This is a genomic window from Leisingera sp. CC-HEC093 (genome assembly GCF_059429195.1).
Genome location: NZ_JCAIJR010000001.1, coordinates 2,403,389 through 2,425,521, shown reverse-complemented (window position 1 = coordinate 2,425,521; position 22,133 = coordinate 2,403,389). Strand labels below are relative to the sequence as shown.

At 64.5% G+C, this 22,133-nt stretch carries 26 protein-coding genes; 11 read left to right on the top strand and 15 right to left on the bottom strand.

The window, feature by feature from the left end; translation table 11 throughout:
* Positions 1–41: 41 nt before the first annotated feature.
* The 5 genes from AC5STB_RS11715 to AC5STB_RS11695 form a co-directional block, all read right to left on the bottom strand.
* A complete protein-coding gene (locus AC5STB_RS11715) occupies positions 42–659 on the bottom strand; it encodes a hypothetical protein (RefSeq protein ID WP_495443009.1) in 618 nt (205 codons plus the stop codon).
* A gap of 16 nt (positions 660–675) precedes the next feature.
* Positions 676–810: an aa3-type cytochrome c oxidase subunit IV gene (locus AC5STB_RS11710; protein WP_495443008.1), complete on the bottom strand. Its 135-nt coding sequence runs from the start codon at positions 808–810 to the stop codon at positions 676–678.
* A gap of 171 nt (positions 811–981) precedes the next feature.
* Entirely contained in the window at positions 982–1,434 is a 453-nt protein-coding gene (locus AC5STB_RS11705; protein WP_495443007.1) for a DUF6173 family protein, read from the bottom strand.
* Between the two features lie 29 nt (positions 1,435–1,463).
* Positions 1,464–2,510, bottom strand: coding sequence for an MBL fold metallo-hydrolase (locus AC5STB_RS11700; RefSeq protein ID WP_495443006.1), 1,047 nt, complete (start codon positions 2,508–2,510; stop codon positions 1,464–1,466).
* A 4-nt stretch (positions 2,511–2,514) separates the two neighbouring features.
* Positions 2,515–4,218, bottom strand: coding sequence for an acyl-CoA dehydrogenase (locus AC5STB_RS11695; RefSeq protein WP_495443005.1), 1,704 nt, complete (start codon positions 4,216–4,218; stop codon positions 2,515–2,517).
* Positions 4,219–4,358: 140 nt separating this feature from the next.
* Here AC5STB_RS11695 and AC5STB_RS11690 point away from each other — a divergent pair, with 140 nt between their 5' ends.
* Positions 4,359–5,309, top strand: a complete 951-nt coding sequence (locus AC5STB_RS11690) for an L-threonylcarbamoyladenylate synthase (protein WP_495443004.1) — start codon at positions 4,359–4,361, stop codon at positions 5,307–5,309.
* 114 nt (positions 5,310–5,423) lie between these two features.
* Here the strand turns inward: AC5STB_RS11690 and AC5STB_RS11685 are convergent, their stop codons facing one another.
* Positions 5,424–5,981, bottom strand: a complete 558-nt coding sequence (locus AC5STB_RS11685) for a YqgE/AlgH family protein (protein ID WP_495443003.1) — start codon at positions 5,979–5,981, stop codon at positions 5,424–5,426.
* A gap of 179 nt (positions 5,982–6,160) precedes the next feature.
* On the opposite strand from AC5STB_RS11685, the gene AC5STB_RS11680 reads away from it, so the two are divergent.
* Entirely contained in the window at positions 6,161–6,982 is an 822-nt protein-coding gene (locus AC5STB_RS11680) for a protein-disulfide reductase DsbD domain-containing protein (RefSeq protein ID WP_495443002.1), read from the top strand.
* Positions 6,979–7,440 carry an NUDIX hydrolase gene (locus AC5STB_RS11675; RefSeq protein WP_495443001.1) on the top strand — a complete coding sequence of 154 codons (462 nt, stop codon included), beginning with the start codon at positions 6,979–6,981 and terminating at the stop codon, positions 7,438–7,440. Before AC5STB_RS11680 ends, AC5STB_RS11675 begins: the two co-directional genes overlap by 4 nt.
* On the opposite strand, the gene AC5STB_RS11670 is transcribed toward AC5STB_RS11675, so the two are convergent.
* From AC5STB_RS11670 to AC5STB_RS11645, 6 genes are all read right to left on the bottom strand, one after another.
* On the bottom strand, positions 7,410–10,805 hold the full coding sequence (locus tag AC5STB_RS11670) for an efflux RND transporter permease subunit (protein WP_495443000.1): 3,396 nt from the start codon (positions 10,803–10,805) through the stop codon (positions 7,410–7,412). The genes AC5STB_RS11675 and AC5STB_RS11670 overlap by 31 nt on opposite strands.
* A 5-nt stretch (positions 10,806–10,810) precedes the next feature.
* The gene (locus AC5STB_RS11665; RefSeq protein WP_495442999.1) at positions 10,811–12,265 is read right to left on the bottom strand and encodes an efflux RND transporter periplasmic adaptor subunit; all 1,455 of its coding nucleotides are present in this window, start codon (positions 12,263–12,265) and stop codon (positions 10,811–10,813) included.
* A gap of 140 nt (positions 12,266–12,405) precedes the next feature.
* Positions 12,406–12,948, bottom strand: a complete 543-nt coding sequence (gene moaB, locus AC5STB_RS11660; protein ID WP_495442998.1) for a molybdenum cofactor biosynthesis protein B — start codon at positions 12,946–12,948, stop codon at positions 12,406–12,408.
* Entirely contained in the window at positions 12,949–13,569 is a 621-nt protein-coding gene (locus AC5STB_RS11655; RefSeq protein ID WP_495442997.1) for a LysE family translocator, read from the bottom strand.
* Positions 13,566–14,165, bottom strand: a complete 600-nt coding sequence (locus AC5STB_RS11650; RefSeq protein WP_495442996.1) for a metallophosphoesterase family protein — start codon at positions 14,163–14,165, stop codon at positions 13,566–13,568. Before AC5STB_RS11650 ends, AC5STB_RS11655 begins: the two co-directional genes overlap by 4 nt.
* 8 nt (positions 14,166–14,173) lie before the next feature.
* Positions 14,174–14,938, bottom strand: coding sequence for a uracil-DNA glycosylase (locus AC5STB_RS11645; RefSeq protein ID WP_495442995.1), 765 nt, complete (start codon positions 14,936–14,938; stop codon positions 14,174–14,176).
* Positions 14,939–15,091: 153 nt separating this feature from the next.
* Between AC5STB_RS11645 and AC5STB_RS11640 the strand changes: the two genes are divergently transcribed.
* Genes AC5STB_RS11640 through AC5STB_RS11615 form a run of 6 tightly spaced genes read left to right on the top strand, consistent with a single transcriptional unit; the run spans position 15,092 to position 19,046 of the window.
* Entirely contained in the window at positions 15,092–16,042 is a 951-nt protein-coding gene (locus tag AC5STB_RS11640; RefSeq protein ID WP_495442994.1) for an aspartate carbamoyltransferase catalytic subunit, read from the top strand.
* A gap of 5 nt (positions 16,043–16,047) precedes the next feature.
* Positions 16,048–16,581: a hypothetical protein gene (locus AC5STB_RS11635; protein WP_495442993.1), complete on the top strand. Its 534-nt coding sequence runs from the start codon at positions 16,048–16,050 to the stop codon at positions 16,579–16,581.
* A complete protein-coding gene (locus AC5STB_RS11630) occupies positions 16,581–16,964 on the top strand; it encodes a hypothetical protein (protein WP_495442992.1) in 384 nt (127 codons plus the stop codon). Before AC5STB_RS11635 ends, AC5STB_RS11630 begins: the two co-directional genes overlap by 1 nt.
* Entirely contained in the window at positions 16,961–18,271 is a 1,311-nt protein-coding gene (gene pyrC, locus AC5STB_RS11625; protein WP_495442991.1) for a dihydroorotase, read from the top strand. Before AC5STB_RS11630 ends, pyrC begins: the two co-directional genes overlap by 4 nt.
* Positions 18,271–18,876 (top strand): glycerol-3-phosphate 1-O-acyltransferase PlsY, encoded by a 606-nt coding sequence (gene plsY, locus AC5STB_RS11620; RefSeq protein WP_495442990.1) that lies wholly within the window; start codon positions 18,271–18,273, stop codon positions 18,874–18,876. Before pyrC ends, plsY begins: the two co-directional genes overlap by 1 nt.
* Positions 18,873–19,046, top strand: a complete 174-nt coding sequence (locus AC5STB_RS11615; protein WP_495442989.1) for a hypothetical protein — start codon at positions 18,873–18,875, stop codon at positions 19,044–19,046. Before plsY ends, AC5STB_RS11615 begins: the two co-directional genes overlap by 4 nt.
* A gap of 87 nt (positions 19,047–19,133) precedes the next feature.
* Here AC5STB_RS11615 and lfb1 read toward each other — a convergent pair whose 3' ends face one another.
* Entirely contained in the window at positions 19,134–19,484 is a 351-nt protein-coding gene (gene lfb1 / locus AC5STB_RS11610; protein ID WP_495442988.1) for an LIC10280 family protein, read from the bottom strand.
* 240 nt (positions 19,485–19,724) lie between these two features.
* Here lfb1 and AC5STB_RS11605 point away from each other — a divergent pair, with 240 nt between their 5' ends.
* A complete protein-coding gene (locus AC5STB_RS11605; protein ID WP_495442987.1) occupies positions 19,725–20,201 on the top strand; it encodes a YHS domain-containing (seleno)protein in 477 nt (158 codons plus the stop codon).
* Positions 20,202–20,282: 81 nt separating this feature from the next.
* On the opposite strand, the gene AC5STB_RS11600 is transcribed toward AC5STB_RS11605, so the two are convergent.
* On the bottom strand, positions 20,283–20,531 hold the full coding sequence (locus tag AC5STB_RS11600; RefSeq protein WP_495442986.1) for a hypothetical protein: 249 nt from the start codon (positions 20,529–20,531) through the stop codon (positions 20,283–20,285).
* 19 nt (positions 20,532–20,550) lie between these two features.
* Here AC5STB_RS11600 and AC5STB_RS11595 point away from each other — a divergent pair, with 19 nt between their 5' ends.
* Positions 20,551–20,718 carry a hypothetical protein gene (locus AC5STB_RS11595; protein ID WP_495442985.1) on the top strand — a complete coding sequence of 56 codons (168 nt, stop codon included), beginning with the start codon at positions 20,551–20,553 and terminating at the stop codon, positions 20,716–20,718.
* A 39-nt stretch (positions 20,719–20,757) separates the two neighbouring features.
* On the opposite strand, the gene AC5STB_RS11590 is transcribed toward AC5STB_RS11595, so the two are convergent.
* Positions 20,758–22,128 (bottom strand): glutamate--cysteine ligase, encoded by a 1,371-nt coding sequence (locus AC5STB_RS11590; RefSeq protein WP_495442984.1) that lies wholly within the window; start codon positions 22,126–22,128, stop codon positions 20,758–20,760.
* Between the last annotated feature and the right edge of the window lie 5 nt (positions 22,129–22,133).

Sequence of the window (22,133 nt, the reverse complement as noted above, 5' to 3'; positions counted from 1 at the left end):
AGTGCCTGCCCGGCGCCTGCTGGCAATTGCGGGCGGGTGGCTTACTCGGCGGCTTTCAGTGCCGCATCGCTCTTGGTTATGCCTGCCTGCAGGTCTGCGCTGTCGTTCTCATAGTAGCGTTCCGTCACCACACCGGGCAGCTGGCCGAACTGGGCAGACAGTTTTTCAGGATAAAAGGTGCGGTCGAGGCTTTCAAAGCCGGGGATCTGCTGCAGGATTCCGATGGTGGCCTGGGCACAATAGGCACCGGGCACACGGCCATTGGTGACGGCCAGCTGATAGGCTTTCTGCGCCTGTTCCGGTGTCACCTCGACCCGCTGCACCACGACATGGAAGGTGCTGCGCGCATGGGCGCCCCGGTAGGCTTTCTCCACCGCCGGGGTGATACCGTGGAGAACGTCGTTCCGTTCCGGCACGGCAGCGGCGTAGAAGGAACCAGCGGGGTCGAAAACCACCCGCTCGGACGCGTTGATCATAAGCGACGTATGGCCGCCCCGCCCAGTGCGGTTGTTGATCATCGTGTAAAGGGTGAGCGCTGCAGGACCTGGGTGGCGGTACGCCACCCGGGCCAGGGTTTCAGCATCCGCATTGGGCTGCTGCGGCGCCGCGCAACCCGCAAGCGCCAGCATCACTGCGCCGAGGCAGAGCAGGTTGCGCATCAATTAGATCCCGGGATCAGGTTGCGAATACGGCCAGGAACAGCGCCAGAAAAACCATCGCGACGCAGAAGCGGGTCACGAAAGTCATGAAGCTCTCGAACATCTTCTCCTGAACAGTGGTATCCATGGTGCCGTGCTGATGTTCAGCCATGTGAGTTATCCCTCAAATTCACGTGCGTTTTCCCGGTGATTACCGGATTTGCCGCGCCCTGTCACCACGTCATTCAGGCGCATCTCAGGGAAATCCCGCCCGAAATCCACAGAAAACCGACGGGCACCGGCAGCTAAGGCCCGCGCGGCGAATCGTGCGGGCCATCCGGCTTCAGGCCTTTTCCAAATCCGAGGCAAGGCGGAAGCCGATGCGGTTGGCGGGCTCTTCCTGGCGGGGCTTGGGCACCGCGCGCAGCATTACGTTGAGCTGGCTCACGTGCTGCACCAGCTGGGTGCGGGAGCCGTTCGGCTCGCTGCCGTAGAAAGTGATGATATCAGGGTCGAAATATCCCATGCCTTCGATCCTGAGCACGCCGGTATTGCCGCCGGTGAACCCCATCGCGACCTCATGTTCGGCGTCCAGCTGCTGCTCAAAATTCTGGATATAGAGGATCAGCCGCTCGTAGGCCCAGCGGGCCGGGCTTTTGGCTGCGTCCGGCTTCTGCAGCTTTTCCGGCACTTTGGTGAGGCCGGCGCAGGCCTCCGGGTCGGCATGGACTTCATGCACGCAGGGCAGCACCGCCGCCTCTGCCGCCTCGGCGCTGGTGGAAATTTCGTCGCTCATGGTGCCTCCCCTTCTGCGGGGCGCGCGCGTCACCCCTTGCTCTGGTACAGCCAGGCGCCGTCGTTGCGCTTCCAGCGGTCTACCTGACCAGTATGGTACAGATGATTTACATGGGCCACAGCCTCGACCAGTGCAAGCCCGTACTCACCCTCACCGATTGTGCGCTTGAACAGCGGCGCAAAGCAATCGGCAGCGGTGCGGGGCTCGGAAAGGTGATCCATCAGCCGCTCCAGCGCGCCGTGGTGGTTGCCGATGAGCTGCTGCATCCTGAGCGGCAGGCGCGAAAACGGCAGCTTGTGGCCGCCCAGGGCGAGATGATCGGGGCGCGCCAGTTTTGCCAGCCGCTCGCAGGCCTCCAGCCATTCGCCCAGCGGGTCTGCCATGGGTTCAGTCGCATAGACGCCGATATTGGGGCTGATGGTCGACAGGATCTGGTCACCGGTGATGACCAGATTGTCGTCCCGGCTCCAGAAGGTTGCATGTTCCGGCGCGTGGCCGTTGCCGGTGTGCACATCCCAGTGACGCCCGCCCATGCGGATCACGTCGCCCTGTTTGATCCGCGTGAAACCCAGCGGCATCGGATGCACGGTATCGGCGAAATTGAAGGGCCGGTCATTGACGCGCTTGTCATAGACCTCCGGCGCCATACCCGCGCTTCGATAATAGGCCAGGGTCTCCTCCGGCCAGATCTCCTGCACGTCCAGCGTCAGCATACGGGCAAACAGCCAGGCGGTGCGGGTGGTGACCAGCTCGGCACCGTGTTCGCTTTGAAACCAGCCGGCAAGGCCGATGTGATCGGGGTGGTGATGGGTGACAACAACCCGCGTCACCGGCTTGCCCTGCAGCGGGCCGGCCATCAGGCTTTCCCAGATCCCACGGCTTTTGCGGGAGTTGAAGCCGGTGTCGATCACCGTCCAGCCGTCGCCCTCGTCCAGGGCGTAGATGTTGACATGATCAAGCTTCATCGGCAGCGGCTGGCGCATCCAGAGGACGCCCTCGGCCACCTCAATCGCTTCGCCCGGCGCGGGTGGTTCTTCCCAGGGGGTGCGGGGGGAGACGTCGGGGATATCGGTCACGGGTTCAGCCCGCCAGTTCGTCGAGGCTGAGGGCGAAGGTGCCCTCTGCTCCGGCCTGCGCATGTGCCAGCAGCGCGCTGTGCTCCGGCAACATCCGGGTGATGTAAAAGCGGGCCAGCTTCTCGCGCGCACCGCCCTTGTCCGCCATGGCAGCAGCCAGGTGGTAATGGCCGCCCAGCACCCGGGCAAAGGCGCGCAGGTAGGGCACCGAGCCCGCAAACCGGTCCTGCATATCCTGCTGGGAGACCAGCCATTCGGTTGCTTCGCGCAAGGATTCGCAGGCCTGCCAGACGGCCTCGGCCATGTTCGGATGGGTAGCACGGGCGCGCTCGGCCTGCTCCTCGATCTCGTCGATCAGCGCAGAGGCCATCTCACCGCCATCCATCATCTTGCGCGCCACCAGATCCATCGACTGAATACCGTTGGTGCCCTCGTAAATCGCTGTCACCCGCACGTCCCGGTAATACTGCGCGGCCCCCGATTCCTCGATGAAGCCCATGCCGCCATAGACCTGCACCCCGGTTTCCGAAACCCGCATGCCGGTGTCGGTGCCAAAGGCCTTGGCTATCGGTGTCAGGAAGGCCGCCCGAACGGCCCAGTCGCCGCCGCCGGTAGCAGTGTGCATGTCTATGGCACGGGCGCAGGCCATCAGGATCGCGCGCGAGGCAAACAGGTCCGCCTTCATCTCCATCAGCATCCGGCGCACGTCGGCGTGGTCGGCGATGAACCCGCTGGCAGTCTTGCCCTGTTTACGCTCCAGCGCATAGGCCAGCGCGTGCTGATAGGCGCCTTCGCCCGCGCCGACACCCTGCCCGCCCACGCCGAGGCGGGCGTTGTTCATCATGGTGAACATCGCCGCCATGCCACCGTGTTCCTGCCCGACCAGCCAGCCAGTGGCGCCGTCAAACTGCATCACGCAGGTGGGGGAGCCGTGCAGGCCCATCTTGTGTTCGAGGCTCACGACCTTGAGATCGTTCGCCTTGCCCGGATTGCCGTCCGCATCCGGCAAGTACTTCGGCACCAGGAACAGCGATATCCCCTTGGTTCCCTGCACCCCGTCGGGCAGCCGCGCCAGCACCAGGTGGCAAACATTGCCGCAAAAATCGGTGTCGCCCCAGGAAATGAAGATCTTCTGACCCGTGACGGAATAGGTGCCGTCGCCGTTGGGCTCTGCCTTGGAGCTGAGCGCGCCGACATCGGAGCCGGCCTGCGGTTCGGTCAGGTTCATGGTGCCGGACCACTCACCAGAGATCAGCTTGGGGAGGTACAGTTCCTTGATAGCGTCTGAGGCATGATGCTCCAGCGCCTCAATCTGGCCCTGGCTCAGCAGCGGGGCCAGCTGCAGCGACAGGCAGGCGCCGGCCATCATCTCATAGACCGCAACAGCGACCGTTTGCGGCAGCCCCATGCCGCCGAACTCCTCCGCCGCGCTGATGCCGACCCAGCCGCCATCGCGGATGGCCTGGTAGCCCTCGGCAAACCCGGGCGAGGTGCGCAGAACACCGTTTTCCAGATGCGCGGGATGCAGGTCGCCATTGCGCTGCAGGGGCGCCATCACCTCGTCGCACAGTTTGCCCGCCTCGCTCAGGATCGCGCTTACCGTTTCAGGCGTTGCCTCGGCAAAACGGTCTGTGGCCGGGATACTGTCGTAGCCCACTACGTGGTTCAGCAGAAATTCATACTCGGAAACGGGGGCGCGGAAGGTCATGGGCGTCCTTTGAGGGGCTTTAGCGGCATGTCGGCACGGGCAGTCTTGGCTTCCCGGCGCGGGCCTATTATTGTCTGTGGCTTGTCCGATTACCTAACCGGGCGCTTCTTTCAATCAACCAAAACGCCGCGTCACCCGGAATGCCCCAGCAGAGCACTGAAATCCTTGCCGCCACCGCAGGCGGCATTGCCCGCGCCGCGCAGCTTTTGCAGGCGGGGCGGCTGGTATCCTTCCCGACTGAGACGGTTTATGGCCTGGGCGCTGATGCCCGGCAGGGCGAAGCGGTTGCCGCGATCTACGAGGCCAAGGGGCGGCCGTCGTTCAACCCGCTGATTGCCCATGTGCATTCGGCCGAGGCCGCGCGGCGTTACGTGCATTGGAATGACGTTGCGGAACAGCTGGCAGCGGCCTTCTGGCCCGGCCCGCTGACCCTGGTGCTGCCGCTGCGGAAGGGCCACGGGATCTCGCCGCTGGTCACGGCGGGTCTGGAGACGCTGGGCGTACGGGTGCCTGCGCATCCTTCAGCGCAAGCGCTGCTGCGGGAACTGGACGGGCCGGTGGCGGCGCCGTCGGCCAACCCCTCCGGCAAGATCAGCCCTACCACGGCAGCCCATGTGCAGGCGGGGCTGGACGGCCGCATTGCCGCGATCCTGAATGACGGCGCCTGCGGCGTCGGCCTGGAATCCACCATCATCGGGGTGACAGGGCCGGACCCTATGCTGCTCCGCCCCGGCGGATTGGCGGCAGAGAAGATCGAAGCAGTTCTGGGCTGCAAGCTGGCAGAACGGGATGTGCACGACCCGCTGACCGCACCCGGCCAGCTGCTGTCCCACTATGCACCCGGCGCACCGGTGCGTCTGAACGCGGAGGCACCTGGCGAGGGCGAGCTGTACCTCGGCTTTGGACCCGGCGCCTGCAATCTGAACCTGTCCGAGCGCGGCGATCTGGCGGAGGCCGCGGCCAATCTCTTTGGCCATCTCCACCAGCTTGATGCGCTTGGAAAACCGATTGCTGTCGCCCCGGTGCCGGAGCACGGGCTGGGCGAAGCCATCAACGACCGGCTGCGCCGCGCCGCCGCGCCGCGGGATTGACCGCCGCGGCGGCCCCGCCCATTGCAGGCGGGTGCCCGGCCCAAGGGTTTTGGGAATATCTCTGAAAGGCTGAAAACACGGGAGCGGCCCCTGCGCAGCCCCGGTCCTGTATAGTCAGGCGTGGCCTGCGCTGGCCGAGAGTGTCAGCGGATCGACGCCCAGGGTCTTCAAGGCTGCTTCCCATTTGCTGTCATCTGCGACCCCAAACACCAGCCCCGGGCTGGCCTCTGCAGTCAGCCAGCCGTTCATGGCGATCTCCGATTCCAGCTGCCCGGGCCCCCAGCCGGCATAGCCCAGCAGAACCAGCAGGTCCTGAGGCCCCTCGCCGCGGGCGATGTCCTCCAGAATATCCAGCGTTGCCGTCATCGAAAAACCGCCCGGCACTTTCAAGGAACTGACATCTGATTCGTAATCCGGCGTGTGCAGCACAAAGCCGCGCTGCGTCTCCACCGGACCGCCGAACCGCACCGGCAGCACGGATGCGGCATTGCCTTCACCGCCCATGTCCAGTTGCTCCAGCAAATCCCCCAGAGCCACACCGTCCGCGGGCTTGTTGACAATCAGGCCCATCGCGCCCTCCTCGCCGTGCGAGCACAGGAAGATCACCGAATGTTCAAACCTCGGGTCGCCGATTCCGGGCATTGCTATCAAGAGCTTGCCAGTCAGATCCATGAAGTTCCGTCTTTCTGCTGCCTCCCACCACCATGACGCGCGCCCGCTTCGCGCGCAAGGGGCGCATCGGCGCAACCCCGCGCAGGCTCCGGCAAATTTGCCGCAAACACAGGGGGATGATCGGATCTTAACCGGATCGTGACTTGGCAAACCGGGCTAGCGGGCGCATTTAATCGGGCATGAGACAAATGCTGATCAAACCGGCCGCCGTCGCGGCAGCCCTGCTTGCCGCCGCAGCCGCACCCCCTGCCGTTTCCGGCAGCGTGGATGGCGATATAGTGCGGATAGAGGTTCTGGACGGCGGCATGACACCGCGCGGCACCCACATGGGTGCGCTGAAGATTACCCTTCAGCCCGGATGGAAGACCTATTGGCGCGCACCCGGCGATGCCGGCATCCCGCCCAGCTTCTCCTGGCGCGGTGCCCGCAATGTCGGCGCGCTGTCGATCACCTGGCCCTCGCCAGAGGTGTTCATGACCTCCGGCTACCGTACCATCGGGTACCATGATCAGCTGGTGCTGCCGGTGGAGATCACGCCTGAGAGCCCGGGCAAGCCGGTACGCCTGAAGGGGCGGATGCAGCTGGGGGTATGCAAGGATGTCTGCGTGCCGGCAGAGCTGAAATTCGATCATCATCTGGACAGCAGTGCAGACCGCAATCCGGCGATTGCCGCCGCGATGGCCAGCCGCCCCTGGTCGGCCAAGGAGGCCGGCGTGCGCAAGGCGTCCTGCAGCCTGCGCCCGTCCCAGTACGGAATGAAAGTGACCGCCCGCATCTCGATGCCTTCTGCCGGCGGCGAGGAGGTTGCGGTGATCGAACCGGGCAACCCCAAACTATATGCCGGTGAAACCACCACCCGCCGCGAGGGCGGGCAGCTGGTGGCTGAGACCGAATTCTTGCCAGCGGATGGCAGCGCCTATGCGATTGACCGTTCGCAGGTGCGGATCACGGTACTGGGCAAGAGCCACGCGGTTGATATTCAAGGTTGCAGCGCCGGATGAGCGCATCTGACAGCCCTGCGCGCCCGGTACTGGGCACCATTGCCGTGGTCTGCCGCCATTTTGACGGTCAGGATCAAGTGATCCTGGTACAGCGCGGCAAGGAGCCGAATGCGGGCTGGTGGGGCTTTCCCGGCGGCCATGTCGAGATGGGCGAGACCGCCCTGCAGGCCGCGGCGCGCGAGTTGATGGAAGAGACCGGCGTTACCGCACGCCCGCTGGAGTATCTCACCAACGTCGACGTTATCTCCCGCGCTGCAGCGGGCGCGGCGCAGCGGCAATATCTGCTGACCGTGGTGCTGTGCGAGCACCTGAGCGGCGAACCATGGCCTGATGATGACGCCGAACAGGCCGAATGGATACCAATCGCAGAGATTGAGGCCCGCGGCCTGCAACTGCTGGACCAGGTGGGGGACGTGGCGCGGCTGGCTCAGGCGCGCTGGCGGGTGTTGAGCCGGTAGGCGATCCCCCCCGCGGCATAGGCCAGCAGAGCCAGAACAAAGGCACCTGCAATAAAGGCAAGCAGTCCAGCCCGCACCGGCTCCATCGCCGCCAGAGCAGGAAACGCCCGCAGCGCCGGATGCAGCGCACCGGTCGCCATTGCCCAGCCCAGCGTCAAAACCAGCCAGCCCAGTTGCGCCAGCGCGGTGCCCAGAACCAGCCAGCGCAGGCGCCCCGCCCCCTGCCGCAGGGCGCGGCGCAGGGAGGTGAGCGGCCGGGACAGGTCGCGTTGCATGGCCACCAGCGCAGGCACGACCAACAGCACCAGAAACATGCCAAAGCCCAAGCCGTAGACCAGCGTGATCACCGTCGGTTTCAGGAACTGTGCTTGCTGCGAACGTTCGAACAGCAAGGGGGCGAGGCCGAGCACTGTCGTCATGGTGGTCAGCATAACCGGGCGCAGCCGGTCTGCCGCCGCGTCGATGATCGAGGGGATCAGTCCGCGGTCCTGCGCGTATTGGTCGATAGTCGTCACCAGCACGATGGAATCGTTAATGATGATCCCGGTCATTCCCAACAAGCCCACCACGGTGAACATGCTCAGCGGCACCTCCCAAACGTAGTGCCCCCATATGGTGCCGACGAGACCGAAAGGAATGATTGCCATTACCACCAGCGGCCGGGTCCAGCTGCCAAAGATCCAAGACAGCACCAGGTAGATGCCGGTGAGGCAGAGGATCAGCCCCGTGCCTGCCTCCTGCAGGAAGGTCTGCTCCTGCTCTGCCAGACCGGACAGGCGCCATTCCACCTGCCGCTCGCTGGCGACCTTGGGCAGGATCTCGTTCTGCAGCGCCTGAGTAACAGCCTCGGCGCGGGCCGGGTCGTCCTCGGAGATGTCGCCGGTTACGCTGATCACCCGGATGCCGTTCTCGCGGCGCACGGTGGAAAAACCAGTGCGTTGGGTGACCGAAACGATATCAGCCAGCGGCACATAGATGCCGCTGGGTGCCCGCATCAGGGTGCGCTCCAGGAAATCGGCGGTCAGCTCGTTTTCGGGCAGCTCCACCCGGATCGTGGCGCTGCGCGGCCCGTCGGGGTAGGTCGCGGCCTCGATCCCGTTCAGACGTGCCCTGAGCGCCTGACCCAGGCTGCCGGTGGTAAAGTTCAGCGCCTGCCCCTGCGGAGTGAGATCGAGGATCACTTCCTCTTTGTCGTAGGCCAGATTGTCCTCGACCGCAGAGACCTCGGGGAAACGCAGCAAAGCGGTTTTCAGATCCTCGGAGGCGTCTTTCAGCACCTGCACGCTGGGACCTGAGAATTGCACGTCCAGCGCATCGCCGCCCGGCCCGGACCGCCAGCTGCGGAAGGAGATCGTCTCCACCATCGGATGGCGCACCACCCGCTCTTGCAGTTCTGCCACAAAGGCAAAGCTGGAATAGGGGCGCAGATCGGCGTCGATCAGTTCGATGGAGATCCCGCCCAAAAGATCCTTGTCCTTGGCATCCACTCCGCTGAGGCCGCGGCCGGCATTGCCGCCGGTTTCCGCCATCACAAAATCCAGCGGGTTGCGGCCATAGCGCTCCTCGTACTCAGTGCCCAGCGCCTCAGTCGCCCGCTGCATTTCCTGCATCATCACCAGTGTATCGGCGCGGCTGGCGCCCTCCACCATGGCGAAATTTCCAGTGACCGAACCGCGCTCCGGCGCGTTGAAGAAGCGCCATTGCACATCGCCGTTGATGAACAGCGCCAGCTGGCTGGCCAGGATTACCAGCGCCCCGGCCAGCACCGCGTAGCGGGCGGTGACAATCTTCCCCATCAGCGGGCGGAAGGCATGGTCGCGCAGCCAGCGGAAGCCGCGGTTCACCATCCGGTTCGGCCAGTCGTACCAGTGGCGCGCCTGGGCGTGGGTCAGCGCATGGGCCAGGTGGTTGGGCAGGATCAGGAAGCATTCCACCAAGGACGCCGCCAGCACCGCGATCACGGTAAAGGGGATGTCGCGGATCAGCTCTCCGAACCGGCCGCCGACCAGGGTCAGCCCGAAGAAGGCGATGATAGTGGTAAGCGTCGCGGCAAAGACCGGCATCGCCATGCGCCGGGCAGCATTCTCCGCTGCCTGGATGGGGCTTTCGCCCAGCCGCCGGACCCGGAAATCGGCGTGTTCACCCACCACGATGGCGTCATCGACCACGATGCCAAGGGTGATGATCAGGCCGAACAGGCTGACCATGTTGATGGTGATCCCGGCGGCATACATCAGCGCCACGGCGGCGAACATCGAGGCCGGAATGCCCATTGCCACCCAAAAGGCAATGCGGGTGTTTAGGAACAGGAACAGGAGGCACAGCACCAGGCCAAGCCCCATCAGGCCATTGTCGACCAGGATATCCAAGCGGTCGGTGATGGACTGGGCCCGGGTCCGGATCAGTTCCGCCGTCACGCCCTGCGGCAGACTGGCCTGCATCTCATCCACAACCTCCTGCACCTTTGCTTGCAAGCGGATGGCGTTGCCCTGGTCGGAGCGGTCAACCCGGATCGACATCGCCGGGTTGTCATTGACGAAATAGGACCGGTTGCGGTCGACGCCCTCAACCCTGACCTGTGCCACATCGGCAATAGTCAGCACCGAGCCGTCGGCATTGGTGCGCAGGACGATGGCCTTCAGCTCATCCGGTCTGCGTTTCTCGCTGCCGGTGCGCACGCGGGCGTTGGCGCCGGCCACATCGCCCGCGGGATCGGCATCGACCTCTGCCGCGATGGCTTCTGCAATCTCGCGCATGGTGATGTCGTGAGTGATCAGCTTGGCCGTCGGCACCTCGACGATGGTTTCCGGCGCCGCCACACCGCGGATTGTGGTACGTGTGACGCCGGCTTCGAACAGCCGCACCACCAGCTCATCAGAAAAAAGACCCAGTTGCCCCGCGCCCACCGGCCCGGTGATAACCACGTCGGTCACACGGTCCCGCCAGGCACCGCGCCGCACTTCCGGCTCCTCGGCCTCATCCGGTAAGGTGGTGATACCGTCGACCGCAGTCTGCACGTCGTCGGTGGCCTGCCCCATGTCGGAGCCGGGCTCAAACTCCAGCGTCAGCGTCGCCCGCCCCTCGCGGGAGGTGGAGGATGTTTCCTCTACCCCGTCAACGGCCAGCAGCGCGGGTTCCAGCACCTGCACGATGGCGCTGTCCACGTCCTCAGGACCGGCTCCTTCCCATTCAACGGTGACTGTGACGCGTTCGACGATCACATCGGGAAAGAACTGGGCGCGCATATTGGGCATCGCCGCGGCGCCCAGTACCAGCATGATCACCAGCAGGAGGTTGGCTGCGGTGCGATGCCGGGTAAAATAGCTGAACAGCCCGCGAGCCTGACGAGGAAGCCGGCGCGCCATTGGCCTCAGCCTCCCATCCGGGTTTCAATCCGGCTGACCAGTTGTGCGGGCACTTTGACCTCGGCAAGCTGCTGCAGCATCTTCGCCTTCATCTCCGAGGGCATCCGGCTGTTGCCCTCAACCAGCGCCACCAGCCGGGCGCGGCGCTCGTCCGTGAGTTCGATCAGCTCCGGCAGAGCCTGCGCTTCTGCCCCCTGCCGCAAGGGGCGCACCTTGATGCCAGCCCCCAGCAAAGGCGTGCGCCCGGTGACAACTTCGCGGCCTTCCAGGCCGGAGCCGCGGATCAGCACATCATCGCCCTGACGGCGCACCAGCTCGACCGCCAGCGCCTCCAGCCGGTCCTCCGCGCCCAGAACCAGGACCGAACCATCGGCCCCCAGCGCAGAGGCCGGGACGCGCGCGACAGCCCGGACCTCGGACTCTGTCACATGCACGGTCACGAAGTCCCCGGGCTTGAACCCAGGTGCTGCGTCGAGGCTGGCATAGACCAGCCGTCCGGTTTGCCCGTCGCCAGCGGCGCCGCTGGCGCGGGATATCCGCCCGGTCGCGCTGAGGCCGGCCCCCGCGGCATCAAGGCTCACCCGCACTGGGGCCTTCAGCAGGTGGCCATCGCCGTCCAGCAGCCGGGCGTATTGCGCGGTGGAAACCCGGAAAGCCACCTCCAGCAGGTCTGGATCGATCAGGTCCGCAAGTTTCTCATTTGCCGAGACAAGCCGCCCCTGCACCAGGCTCACCGCTTGCAGGGTGCCGTCGAAGCCTGCGATGATGGTGGTGTCCTCCAAGTCCCGGCGCGCCTCGTCCAGCGCAATTTGCGCCCGGGCCACGCGCGTTGCTGCCTGATCCGCCCGCGCCTCCGCCTGGCTGACCGCCTGGCGGCGCGAGATCACCGTTTGGCGGGCCTGCACAGCGGCCAGTTCCGCGGTTTCCACCGTGGCTGCGGTGCCGACACCGCGTTCCTGCAAATCCACCTGCCGCTGGAACGCACGCTCGCGCAGCTGTGCCTGGTCCTGGGTCGCCTGCAGCTCGTCCTGTGCGAGGATCAGCGCCCGGCCCGCATCGCGCTCCTCGGCGCGGGCGTCCATCATGTCGGCCTCAGCGCGGTCCAGCGCCGATTGCGCATCCGCCGGGTCGATTTGCACCAGCACCTCGCCCGCCCGGACTGCGCCGCCTTCCTCAAAATCCTCAGCAAGCTGAACCACCCGGCCGCCGGCGGCTGTCCGCAATTCCAAAGTGCGGCGGCTTTCAACCCGGCCAAAGGCGGTCAGCTCCGGTGCCACTGTCTGCAGGTCCGCGGTCACCAGATTGACCGCAAACACCCGCTCTCGCACCGGCGGCGCCTTGCGTTCGGCATTGAGCTGCGCCTCGATGGCGCCGAAAATCAGCTGCCCGGCATAAAGCAGCAGAGCCGCCGTCAGCGACGCCAGGAAAAGCCCCATCAAACTCTGACGCAAAAAGCGCATGTCTCTCCCTTCTGGTGGCCGCAGCTGCCGGGGCCGCGCACGGGCAGCCAAGGCGCAAATGCCTAGGCGCGCATATGATTGACCCGCTTGGAAATATACGATTTTCCGCGCGGGTTTGCGAGCTTACACGCCGTGCACGGTTACTTCCGCCGCAGATGCTCCTCCAATCTGGGCATGATTTCCACGAAATTGCAGGGGCGGTGGCGGTAATCGAGCTGATTTGACAGGATTTCATCCCAGCCGTCCTTGCAGGCGCCGGGGCTGCCGGGCAGTGCAAACAGGTAGGTTCCGCCCGCAACGCCGCCGGTGGCCCGCGACTGCACCGCGCTGGTGCCGATCTTCTGCATCGAGACCATAGTGAAGACAGTGCCGAAAGCCTCTATCTCCTTCTCATAGACGTCGCGGTGCGCCTCTACCGTCACATCGCGGCCGGTGAGGCCAGTGCCGCCCGTGGAAATCACCACGTCAACCTTGGGATCGGCAATCCAGGCCCGCAGCTGGGCGGCAATATCGGCCCGTTCGTCAGGGATGATCTTGCGGTCGGCCAGCGTATGGCCTGCCTCCCGCAACCGGTCGACCAGCACCTGGCCGGAGCGGTCGTCCTCCATCTTACGGCTGTCCGAAACCGTCAGCACCGCGATGCGGACCGGGATGAATTCCATGCTTTCGTCGATACGGGACATCTACGCCCTCTCCATGATTGCCAGCCGCACGGCCAGCCCTGCAAAAATACCGGCCGAAACCCGGCCAAGCCAGCGCCCAATGACCGGCGAGCCTGTCAGCTGGCGCCCGGCCTGGTCTGCAAAGATCCCGACGAGGCCGTTGACGATGAACCCGCCCGCGGCCAGGATCAGCCCGAAGATCAGGAACTGCATCAGCACCGGCCCGGCCTCAGGCGACACAAATTGCGGCACGAAAGCCAGCACGAACAGGATCACCTTGGGATTGGTCAGATTGACGAGAAAGCCGGAGCGGAACGCCCGCCGGGCCGGAACCGCAGGCGCATCGGCCTGGACCGGCCCGCTGCGCAAGGCGACCCAGGCCAGGAACAAAAGATAGCCCACGCCGGCCCAGCGGATCACGTCAAAAAGCGCAGGCATGGCTGAGACCACAGCCCCCAGCCCCAACCCGGCCAGCGTCACATGCACCATGCTGCCTGCCGAGATGCCGGCACTGGCCGCCAGCGCCGCGGCGCGGCCGGAACGCAGCCCCTGTCCAAGGCAGAACATCATGTCCGCGCCCGGCGTCAGGTTCAGCGCCAGTGCCGCCGGGATGAAGGCCAGAAGGGTTACGGGATCAATCATGGTTCCACCTCGAACCAGTTCACACCGGGGCCGAGGTTTGCCACCACTGTCTTGCCGAGATGCCCGCGAAACCCCCAGCAATCATGCACATGGCCGCATAGCAACAGCTGCGGCTGGATCCGCTCTGCTGCGGCCCTAACCGAAGTGGAGCCGACAGGCTGCCCGCGGGAGGTCACATCGCCCAATCCTCTGGGCGGCGAATGGGAGATCAGGATATCCGCATGGTCGCAGGCGGCCAGCATTGTCCCTGCCTGCACCTCGCTCAGATCGCAGGACCAGCCGCCGAACGGCGTTTCCGGCACGCCATACCCCAGCCCGAAAAGGCGCAGCCCATCGACGTCCGTGCCTTCACCATGCAGCACAGTGGTGTTCGCAAATCCTGCCGCACGCAGTTCATCCGCGCTTTCACCATTGCCCGGAACCGCCACCATCGGCGCCTTCAACCCCGCGAGCATGGCCACCGCGCTGTCCAGCCCCATCCGCATGTTGCAGAAATCACCGGCGCCGATCACCAGATCCGCGCCCGCGCTTGCTGCTACGATGTCCGCAGCATGGGAGGCTGAAAGATGCAGGTCGGAGAATGCCAGAATTTTCATGGGCTACCTCAGGACAAGCTCCCCAGCCGCGCCTTCAGCTCCAAGAGGTCGGCCCAGGCCAGCCGCTTCCGCTGCGGCTGGCGCAGCAGGTAGGCGGGATGGAACATCGGAATGACCGGCTTGCCCCAAGCCTGATCCCACTGCCCGCGCAGCCGGGTGATGCCGCGTTTACCCATCACCGCCTGGCAGCTGATGTTGCCCATCAGGACAAGGATATCCGGCTCTGCCAGCGCGACATGCCGTTCCAGAAAAGGGGTCAGCATGGCAATTTCGCCAGGCAGCGGGTCGCGGTTCTGCGGCGGCCGCCAGGGCAGCACATTGGTGATATAGACACTTTCCGCGCGGCTGAGGCCGATCGCCTCCAGCATCTTGTCTAGAAGCTGCCCGGCGCGGCCCACAAACGGTTTGCCCTGCAGGTCTTCGTCGCGGCCCGGCGCCTCGCCGATGATCATCACCCGCGCGCCGGCCTGTCCGTCGGAAAACACCAGATTGCGGGCCCCGCGCTTCAGGTCGCAGTGGCTGAACCCGTCCATCGCTTCGCGCAAGGCAGGCAGCGAGGCCGCGCTCTTGGCCGCCTTCTGAGCGACTTCGGCGGGATCCACTTCCCTGGGCTTCGGCGGCGGCGCGGCGGCCGCGCCCGGTTTCGGCTTGGGGGCGGCCTGCTCAAGCGCATAGCGGTCTACGGGCGCGTCGCACAGCGCCTCGGTGGCGCCAAGCTCCGCCTGCCACTCCAACAGCGCCCGCGCGCTCCAGTAATCCAGTGCCGATTCCATGCGCCCAAGCTACTCCGCCCGGTGCCCAAGCGGAACACCTCCCCATCATCTTACTGCAAATACTCAAAATACCCAGGCACGCGTCCACGCAGCCGTTGCCCGCTCCGCGCACGCCGCCTATAAGAACCGGCAAATCAAGCGGAGCCGCCCCATATGTCCTTCGAACACCGCCACCTGCTTGGCATCGAACCGCTGAAGCCGCATGAGATCACCGCGATCCTGGATCTGGCCGACGACTATGTGGCGCTGAACCGCCGCCCTGAGAAGCATTCGGACGTGCTGGCAGGGCTTACCCAGATCAACATGTTCTTTGAGAACTCCACCCGCACCCAGGCCTCGTTTGAGCTGGCAGGCAAGCGGCTGGGCGCAGACGTTATGAACATGGCGATGCAGGCGTCCTCGATCAAAAAAGGCGAGACCCTGATCGACACCGCGATGACGCTGAATGCGATGCACCCGGACTTGCTGGTCGTGCGCCACCCGCACTCCGGCGCGGTGGACCTCCTGGCGCAAAAGGTGAACTGCGCAGTTCTGAACGCTGGCGACGGCAAGCATGAGCATCCGACCCAGGCGCTGCTGGATGCGCTGACCATCCGCCGTTCCAAGGGCCGCCTGCACAGGCTGAACATCGCGATCTGCGGCGACATCGCGCACAGCCGCGTCGCGCGGTCGAACCTGATCCTGCTGGGCAAGATGGAAAACCGCATCCGCCTGATCGGCCCGCCGACGCTGGTGCCCGGCCAGTTCGCCGAGTTCGGCGCCGAGGTTTACGACGACATGCGCGAAGGGTTGAAGGACGTGGACGTTGTCATGATGCTGCGGCTTCAGAAGGAACGCATGGACGGCGGCTTCATCCCGTCGGAGCGCGAATATTACCACCGCTACGGCCTTGACGCCGAGAAACTGGCGCTGGCCAAGCCCGACGCTATTGTTATGCACCCCGGCCCGATGAACCGCGGAGTTGAGATTGACGGAACACTCGCCGATGACATCAACCGCTCTGTCATTCAGGAGCAAGTAGAAATGGGTGTCGCGGTGCGGATGGCGGCGATGGATCTCCTGGCCCGCAACCTGCGCGCAGAGCGCCAGGAAGAAGCAGGCTGAGCCGCTTGGAGGGCGTCATTCATATCCCAGCAGGCGAGCGCGGTGTGATCCGGCTGTTTACTCTGGACATGCGGCCGGAGCAGGCAGCGTTCCTGAAGGAGCCTGGCGCGCTGGCGCAGGTGCTGGGCATTGATGCCTTGGACATGGATCAGGTGGAGATCTTCCCGGTCTCCGATTTGGAGGATATCGGCCTAACCGGCTACCTGGCCGAAGGCTGCGGCGTGCCGCGAGCGCAGGTCGATGAGGACCGGGACATGCTGCAGGCGCTGGAAGGCCACGTTCTGCTGATCCGCTCCCGCGCCTTCGACGGCGAAGAGACACGGCTGACCCCGGCGGATCAGATCGTGCTCAAAGGCACCTATGGCGAGCGGCAGACCAATTGGAGTGCGCCGCCGGTGACCGCCGAGAGCGCCAAGCCCTACTCCGCGCCCAAGCTGTCCCCGCGCGAGGCCCGCAGCAAGGCGCGCCGCATCGGTGCCGCCCTGTTTGCCATTGTCATGACCCTGATTGCCTTGGTTGTCTGGGCCTTGGTGTTCTGATGGCAACGGCTGAATTCAAGCCCGACCGCGGCGCCTATGTCCGCGCCCACGCCTGGATGGCGGCAATTGGCATGGGTGGCGCTATGGCGGTTCTGTGGTTTCTGGAAAGCCCCCACATCTGGACCGGCGCTGTGGGCGGGCTGGCCGCCATTGCCTTGCGCGGCTGGTACATGGCCAGCGAGGAACTGGCGGTGATCTGGACCCTGACCAGCGGCGCCCTGTCCGGCCCGGCCGGCCGCAGCATACCGCTTCAACAAATTGAAACTGTCCGCGCCATGGGCAGCTATGTGCAGGTGGTCACCAAGACCGGCGACAAGCACCTGATCAAATACCAGGCCGACTCGGCCGCGACCCTCAATGCAATTGAAAGAGCCAAGGCATGACCACTCTCTTCATCAACGCACGCCTGATCGATCCAGAGGCAGGCACCGACTCGCCCGGCGCAGTTCTGGTGCGGAACGGGCGGATCGCAGCGGTCGAAAAGGATGCCACCGATCCCGACCAGCTGCTGCGTGCGCATGGCATCGCACCGGATGATGTGACCGCAGTGGACTGCGGCGGCAAATGCCTGGCGCCGGGGATCGTCGATATTGGTGTCAAGATTTGCGAGCCGGGTGAGCGGCACAAGGAAAGCTTTAAGTCTGCAGGTCTTGCGGCGGCGGCAGGCGGGGTCACCACCATCGTCACCCGCCCCGACACCGCACCGGCAATCGACAGCCCGGAGACCTTGGAATTCGTGACCCGCCGCGCCCAAGCCGACACTCCGGTCAATGTGCTGCCGATGGCGGCGCTGACCAAGGGGCGCGAGGGCCGCGAGATGACAGAGATCGGCTTCCTGATGGATGCCGGCGCTGTGGCCTTTTCCGACTGCGACCATGTGGTCAGCAACACCAAGGTGTTCCAGCGGGCGCTGACCTATGCGCGATCCTGCGGCGCATTGGTCATTGCCCATCCGCAGGAGCCGGTTCTGAGCAAGGGCGCAGCTGCCACCAGTGGCAAGTTCGCAGCATTGTACGGTCTGCCTGCGGTGTCGCCAATGGCGGAACGGATGGGTCTGGACCGCGATATTGCACTTTTGGAAATGACTGGAGCGAAATACCACGCCGACCAGATCACAACGGCGCGCGCCCTGCCCGCGCTGGACCGGGCCAAGAAGAACGGGCTCGATATCACCGCAGGCACCTCTGTTCACCATCTGACGCTCAATGAGCTGGACGTGGCGGGGTACCGCAGCTTCTTCAAGGTGAAGCCGCCGTTGCGCTCCGAAGACGACCGGCTGGCGGTCGTTGAGGCGGTCCGGACCGGGCTCATTGACATCATCTCCTCGATGCACACGCCGCAGGATGAGGAAAGCAAGCGGCTGCCGTTCGAGGAAGCCGCGGCCGGCGCGGTGGCGCTGGAGACGCTGCTGCCTGCGGCGCTGCGCCTTTATCATGCCGAACTGCTGGACCTGCCGACCCTGTTCCGCGCTATGGCGCTGAACCCGGCCAGGCGGCTGGGGCTGGAGAGCGGCAGGCTGGCGGCGGGCGCGCCTGCGGATCTGGTGCTGTTCGATGCGGATGTGCCGTTTGTGCTGGACCGCTTCAAACTGCGCTCGAAGTCGCAGAACACACCCTATGACGGTCACCGGATGCAGGGCCGGATCGAAGCAACCTATGTGGCGGGTGAAGCCGTCTTCCGGAGGGACTGATGCCAGTACTGGAAAGCTCTGCGGCGGCTTTGATTCTGTGGGCTGCGATCGGCTACGGCCTCGGCTCCGTACCCTTCGGGCTGGTGGTAACCAAGGCATTCCGGCTTGGCAACCTGCGGGAAATCGGGTCGGGCAATATCGGCACCACCAACGTGCTGCGCACTGGCAGCAAAGCTGCCGCGGCACTGACGCTGTTTCTGGATGGCGGCAAGGGCGCGGCGGCGGTGCTGCTGGCCCGCTTTCTGGCTGGCGAGGACGCGGCGCAGGCAGCGGGGCTGATGGCGTTCCTCGGCCATTGTTTTCCAATCTGGCTGGGGTTCAGGGGCGGCAAGGGGGTTGCGACCTTTCTCGGCCTGATGCTGGCGCTGGCCTGGCCGGTGGGAATTGCCTGCTGCCTGACGTGGCTGGCGGCGGCTGCAGCCAGCCGGATCTCCTCACTGGGAGCACTGGTCTCCGCGGCCTCCGGTGCGGTCTGGGCCTTGCTGCTGGGATACCAGCCGGTGGCGCTGCTGGCAGTGCTTCTGGCAGCGGTGGTGTTCGCCCGCCACTCGGCCAATATCACCCGCCTGCGCGCGGGCACGGAGCCGCGGATCGGGCAAAAGTGAGCAAGGGCGGGCTGGATGCGTTTCTGGCCGCCTTTGATGCGCTGCCGTCGGGCGGCTTCACTGGCATTGCCGATGGGCGGCGTTATGCGGCGGTCCGGCAGGATATGGCTGGCGGTAAAGCACAGAAGCTTCTCGCACACGAACTGGGAGGACCGGATACATCAGCCTAAACCTCTACCGGCTTTCCACCGGCGCACGGCTGAAACCTTGCGAAATGCCCGAGGAGAAAGTGGTTCGCTTTGTGCTGGCGCTGCAGGTCACGGAATGAGCCGCTCCAGCCCGCGGCCGTTCGACCAAGTGCCGTGCAGCTCACCGCTGGGCATACGCACGTAGACCACCGGATAGGTATCACCCCAGTTTACCCAGACCACATCACCGCTGCGGGTGCCTGTCCCGGCATAGGCCTGGGTACCGACCTGCCAGTTCATCTCTATCGCACCATCTGCATCGCGAACCTGCACCGTGCCGGTATAAGCACTGCCATCAGGGTTGCGCCCCTCGGCGCGGTAGCTGCCGCTGATATTTTGGGCAGCTGCCGCCCCTGCAAGGACTGAAGCCGCCAGAAGGCCGCCCAGCACGGCGCGGCGGGGGGGTAATGCACCTGTCATTCTGTTCTCCAATTTGCCTGAGCCCACTCTGCCCGCAACCGTGCAGCCTGTCACGCGTTCTGCGCAGAATTGCACAGCCTGCTGCCGCCCCGCGCACAGTCAAATTGAGTTGTTTTGAATGTGATCATCCGGCCCTCCACATCGGTGCCGTGACCCGCAGCATACCGCGGCACACATGGTGAAACGCCGGCCGGGCAAGCATTTGGGAACGCCGCGGCCGGGATTTGAAAGGACGGGACCATGAACAAAGTAAAAGCACTGATCAGCGGTGTGGCTCTGTCGGTTGCGATGGCAACCTCGGCACTGGCGGCGGGCGTTGAGATTAACGCATCCTCCACCGGTCTGGCCATGCAGGGCTATGACCCGGTCGCATATTTCACGGACGGTGCCCCTACCAAAGGCAGCTACAAAATCACTTCCATTTACAATGACGCAACCTACCGTTTTGCCTCGGAAGAGCACAAAGCAGCCTTTGAAAAAAATCCCGAAGCCTATGTGCCGGCCTACGGCGGCTACTGCGCCTTTGGCACCGCGATGGGCTTCAAGTTCGACGGTGACCCGAACCACTGGAAGATCGTCGACAACACTCTTTACCTCAATCTGTCGCAGGACATTCAGGAGCGCTGGAAAGGCGACATTCCGGGTTTTGTGCAGAACGCCAATGCCAACTGGACCGATATTGCGGACAAAGACCCGGCGGAGCTGCAAGCGCAGTAAGGCCTAAAGCCTCCACTCAGGTGAAAACAGCCGGCGGCAGGATGAGACTTGCCGCCGGTTTTCTTTATAGAGGTGCCAGCTCTAAGCTTGGCGGCCCACAGCCTCAGCCGTGCGCTTGGTGTTGTGGTAGATGCCAAGGAACAAGTACAGCATTCCGCCCAGCATGATCACATAGAGAAGCCCGCCCATTAGTACCAACAGGGCAGGAATAGCGCCGCCTTTGAAGGGGTCGGAGTAAATCGCAACGGCACCGCCGAGCACACCGACAACCATCAGAATGACAATCAGGCCAACGAGTTTTTCGAAGGCCGAGATGAAAAAATCACGCATAGTTCAAACCTTTGCTTCAATGAACAGCAGTTCAATATCGGTGCGCAATTTTACTGGCAAGCCGCAAAGCAATCCTGATCAAACACCGCCCTGTCCAGAAAACCATCAAGCCTTTCTGCCAGGCAGCAGAGCTGAAAACCGCACGCTGTGCCAGAGCTGCAAAACAAAAAACCCAGCCCTTACCTAGCGGAAAAGCTGGGTTTTGCAGGCGCAAGGTTGCAGACTGTCAGTAGGCAAACTCGCCGTAGATACGGGAAAGATCCCCTTCCCAAGCGCCATTGTAACGCTCCAGCAGCTCGTCCGCAGGCACCTTGCCGGTTTCAAGGCTGTCCTTCAGCGCATTGAGGAAGTGGGTTTCATCCGGCACCAGCCCGCCTGCGCCGGGGCGCGCGCGCGCCTTCAAGCCGCTTTCGGAGATTGCCACCGCCTCGCGGGCAAGCTCGTGCATGCTGATGCCGTTCACCTTGGCCTGCAGCCCCTGCTCAGAGGCGGCAACGCGCAGCGCGTCGCGGGTTTCGGCATCCCAGTCCTTGACCAGATCCCAGGCCGCATTGAGCGCGCCTTGATCATAGGTGAGGCCGACCCAGAAGGCAGGCAGCGCGCAAAGGCGGCGCCAGGGGCCACCGTCGGCACCCCGCATCTCAATGAATTTCTTAACGCGGGCCTCAGGAAAGATGGTGGTCAGGTGGTCGGCCCAGTCGCTGAGTGTCGGGGTTTCACCCGGCAGCGCGGGCAGCTCGCCCTTCAGGAAATCGCGAAAGGACATGCCGAGCGCGTTGATGTACTCCCCTCTCCGGTAGACGAAATACATCGGCACATCGAGCGCATATTGCACCCAAGCCTCAAACCCGAAGCCGTTCTCGAACACAAACGGCAGCATGCCGGTGCGGTCGGCGTCCAGATCGCGCCAGACACGGGCGCGCCAGGATTTATGGCCGTTGGGCTGTCCGTCCAGAAACGGGGAATTGGCGAACAGCGCGGTTGCAACCGGCTGCAAAGCCAGCGCCACCCGCATCTTCTGCACCATGTCGGCCTCAGACGAGAAGTCCAGGTTCACCTGCACGGTGCAAGTGCGCCGCATCATGGTGGTGCCCATGGTGCCGACCTTTTGCATGTAGCCGTCCATCAGCTTGTAGCGGCCCTTAGGCATCAGCGGCATGTCTTCATGCTTCCAGACCGGGGCAGCACCCAGCCCGATGAAGCCGACACCGATCTTGTCGGCGATGTCCTTCACGTCGCGCAGGTGGGCGTTCACCTCGTCGCAAGTCTCGTGGATGGTTTCCAGCGGCGCCCCGGAGAGCTCCAATTGGCCGCCCGGTTCCAGGCTGATGTTGGCACCATCCTTGGTCAGGCCGATAAGGTTGCCGCCTTCGGTCAGCGGCGCCCAGCCGTGGCCGTCGCGCAGGCCTTCGAGAACCGCCAGGATGGAGCGTTCACCGGCATAGGGCAGCGGCTTCAGCGTGTCCTTGCAGAAGCCGAACTTCTCGTGCTCGGTGCCGATACGCCAGTCTTCCTTGGGCTTGCAGCCATCGGCAAGATATTCGGCAAGCTGTTCATGACGTTCGATCGGTCCGCCGCCGGACTGGGGAATGGACATGCCTG

What these genes read in the sequence shown, in the direction of transcription:
- AC5STB_RS11655 (WP_495442997.1), bottom strand. Translation starts at nt 13,569, where the DNA reads ATGATTGATCCCGTAACCCTTCTGGCCTTCATCCCGGCGGCACTGGCG.
- AC5STB_RS11695 (WP_495443005.1), bottom strand. Translation starts at nt 4,218, where the DNA reads ATGACCTTCCGCGCCCCCGTTTCCGAGTATGAATTTCTGCTGAACCAC.
- AC5STB_RS11690 (WP_495443004.1), top strand. Translation starts at nt 4,359, where the DNA reads ATGCCCCAGCAGAGCACTGAAATCCTTGCCGCCACCGCAGGCGGCATT.
- AC5STB_RS11630 (WP_495442992.1), top strand. Translation starts at nt 16,581, where the DNA reads ATGGCAACGGCTGAATTCAAGCCCGACCGCGGCGCCTATGTCCGCGCC.
- AC5STB_RS11595 (WP_495442985.1), top strand. Translation starts at nt 20,551, where the DNA reads ATGAACAGCAGTTCAATATCGGTGCGCAATTTTACTGGCAAGCCGCAA.
- AC5STB_RS11650 (WP_495442996.1), bottom strand. Translation starts at nt 14,165, where the DNA reads ATGAAAATTCTGGCATTCTCCGACCTGCATCTTTCAGCCTCCCATGCT.
- AC5STB_RS11715 (WP_495443009.1), bottom strand. Translation starts at nt 659, where the DNA reads ATGCGCAACCTGCTCTGCCTCGGCGCAGTGATGCTGGCGCTTGCGGGT.
- moaB (WP_495442998.1), bottom strand. Translation starts at nt 12,948, where the DNA reads ATGTCCCGTATCGACGAAAGCATGGAATTCATCCCGGTCCGCATCGCG.
- AC5STB_RS11590 (WP_495442984.1), bottom strand. Translation starts at nt 22,128, where the DNA reads ATGTCCATTCCCCAGTCCGGCGGCGGACCGATCGAACGTCATGAACAG.
- AC5STB_RS11710 (WP_495443008.1), bottom strand. Translation starts at nt 810, where the DNA reads ATGGCTGAACATCAGCACGGCACCATGGATACCACTGTTCAGGAGAAG.
- pyrC (WP_495442991.1), top strand. Translation starts at nt 16,961, where the DNA reads ATGACCACTCTCTTCATCAACGCACGCCTGATCGATCCAGAGGCAGGC.
- AC5STB_RS11670 (WP_495443000.1), bottom strand. Translation starts at nt 10,805, where the DNA reads ATGGCGCGCCGGCTTCCTCGTCAGGCTCGCGGGCTGTTCAGCTATTTT.
- AC5STB_RS11600 (WP_495442986.1), bottom strand. Translation starts at nt 20,531, where the DNA reads ATGCGTGATTTTTTCATCTCGGCCTTCGAAAAACTCGTTGGCCTGATT.
- lfb1 (WP_495442988.1), bottom strand. Translation starts at nt 19,484, where the DNA reads ATGACAGGTGCATTACCCCCCCGCCGCGCCGTGCTGGGCGGCCTTCTG.
- AC5STB_RS11680 (WP_495443002.1), top strand. Translation starts at nt 6,161, where the DNA reads ATGAGACAAATGCTGATCAAACCGGCCGCCGTCGCGGCAGCCCTGCTT.
- AC5STB_RS11705 (WP_495443007.1), bottom strand. Translation starts at nt 1,434, where the DNA reads ATGAGCGACGAAATTTCCACCAGCGCCGAGGCGGCAGAGGCGGCGGTG.
- AC5STB_RS11685 (WP_495443003.1), bottom strand. Translation starts at nt 5,981, where the DNA reads ATGGATCTGACTGGCAAGCTCTTGATAGCAATGCCCGGAATCGGCGAC.
- AC5STB_RS11640 (WP_495442994.1), top strand. Translation starts at nt 15,092, where the DNA reads ATGTCCTTCGAACACCGCCACCTGCTTGGCATCGAACCGCTGAAGCCG.
- AC5STB_RS11675 (WP_495443001.1), top strand. Translation starts at nt 6,979, where the DNA reads ATGAGCGCATCTGACAGCCCTGCGCGCCCGGTACTGGGCACCATTGCC.
- plsY (WP_495442990.1), top strand. Translation starts at nt 18,271, where the DNA reads ATGCCAGTACTGGAAAGCTCTGCGGCGGCTTTGATTCTGTGGGCTGCG.
- AC5STB_RS11605 (WP_495442987.1), top strand. Translation starts at nt 19,725, where the DNA reads ATGAACAAAGTAAAAGCACTGATCAGCGGTGTGGCTCTGTCGGTTGCG.
- AC5STB_RS11665 (WP_495442999.1), bottom strand. Translation starts at nt 12,265, where the DNA reads ATGCGCTTTTTGCGTCAGAGTTTGATGGGGCTTTTCCTGGCGTCGCTG.
- AC5STB_RS11645 (WP_495442995.1), bottom strand. Translation starts at nt 14,938, where the DNA reads ATGGAATCGGCACTGGATTACTGGAGCGCGCGGGCGCTGTTGGAGTGG.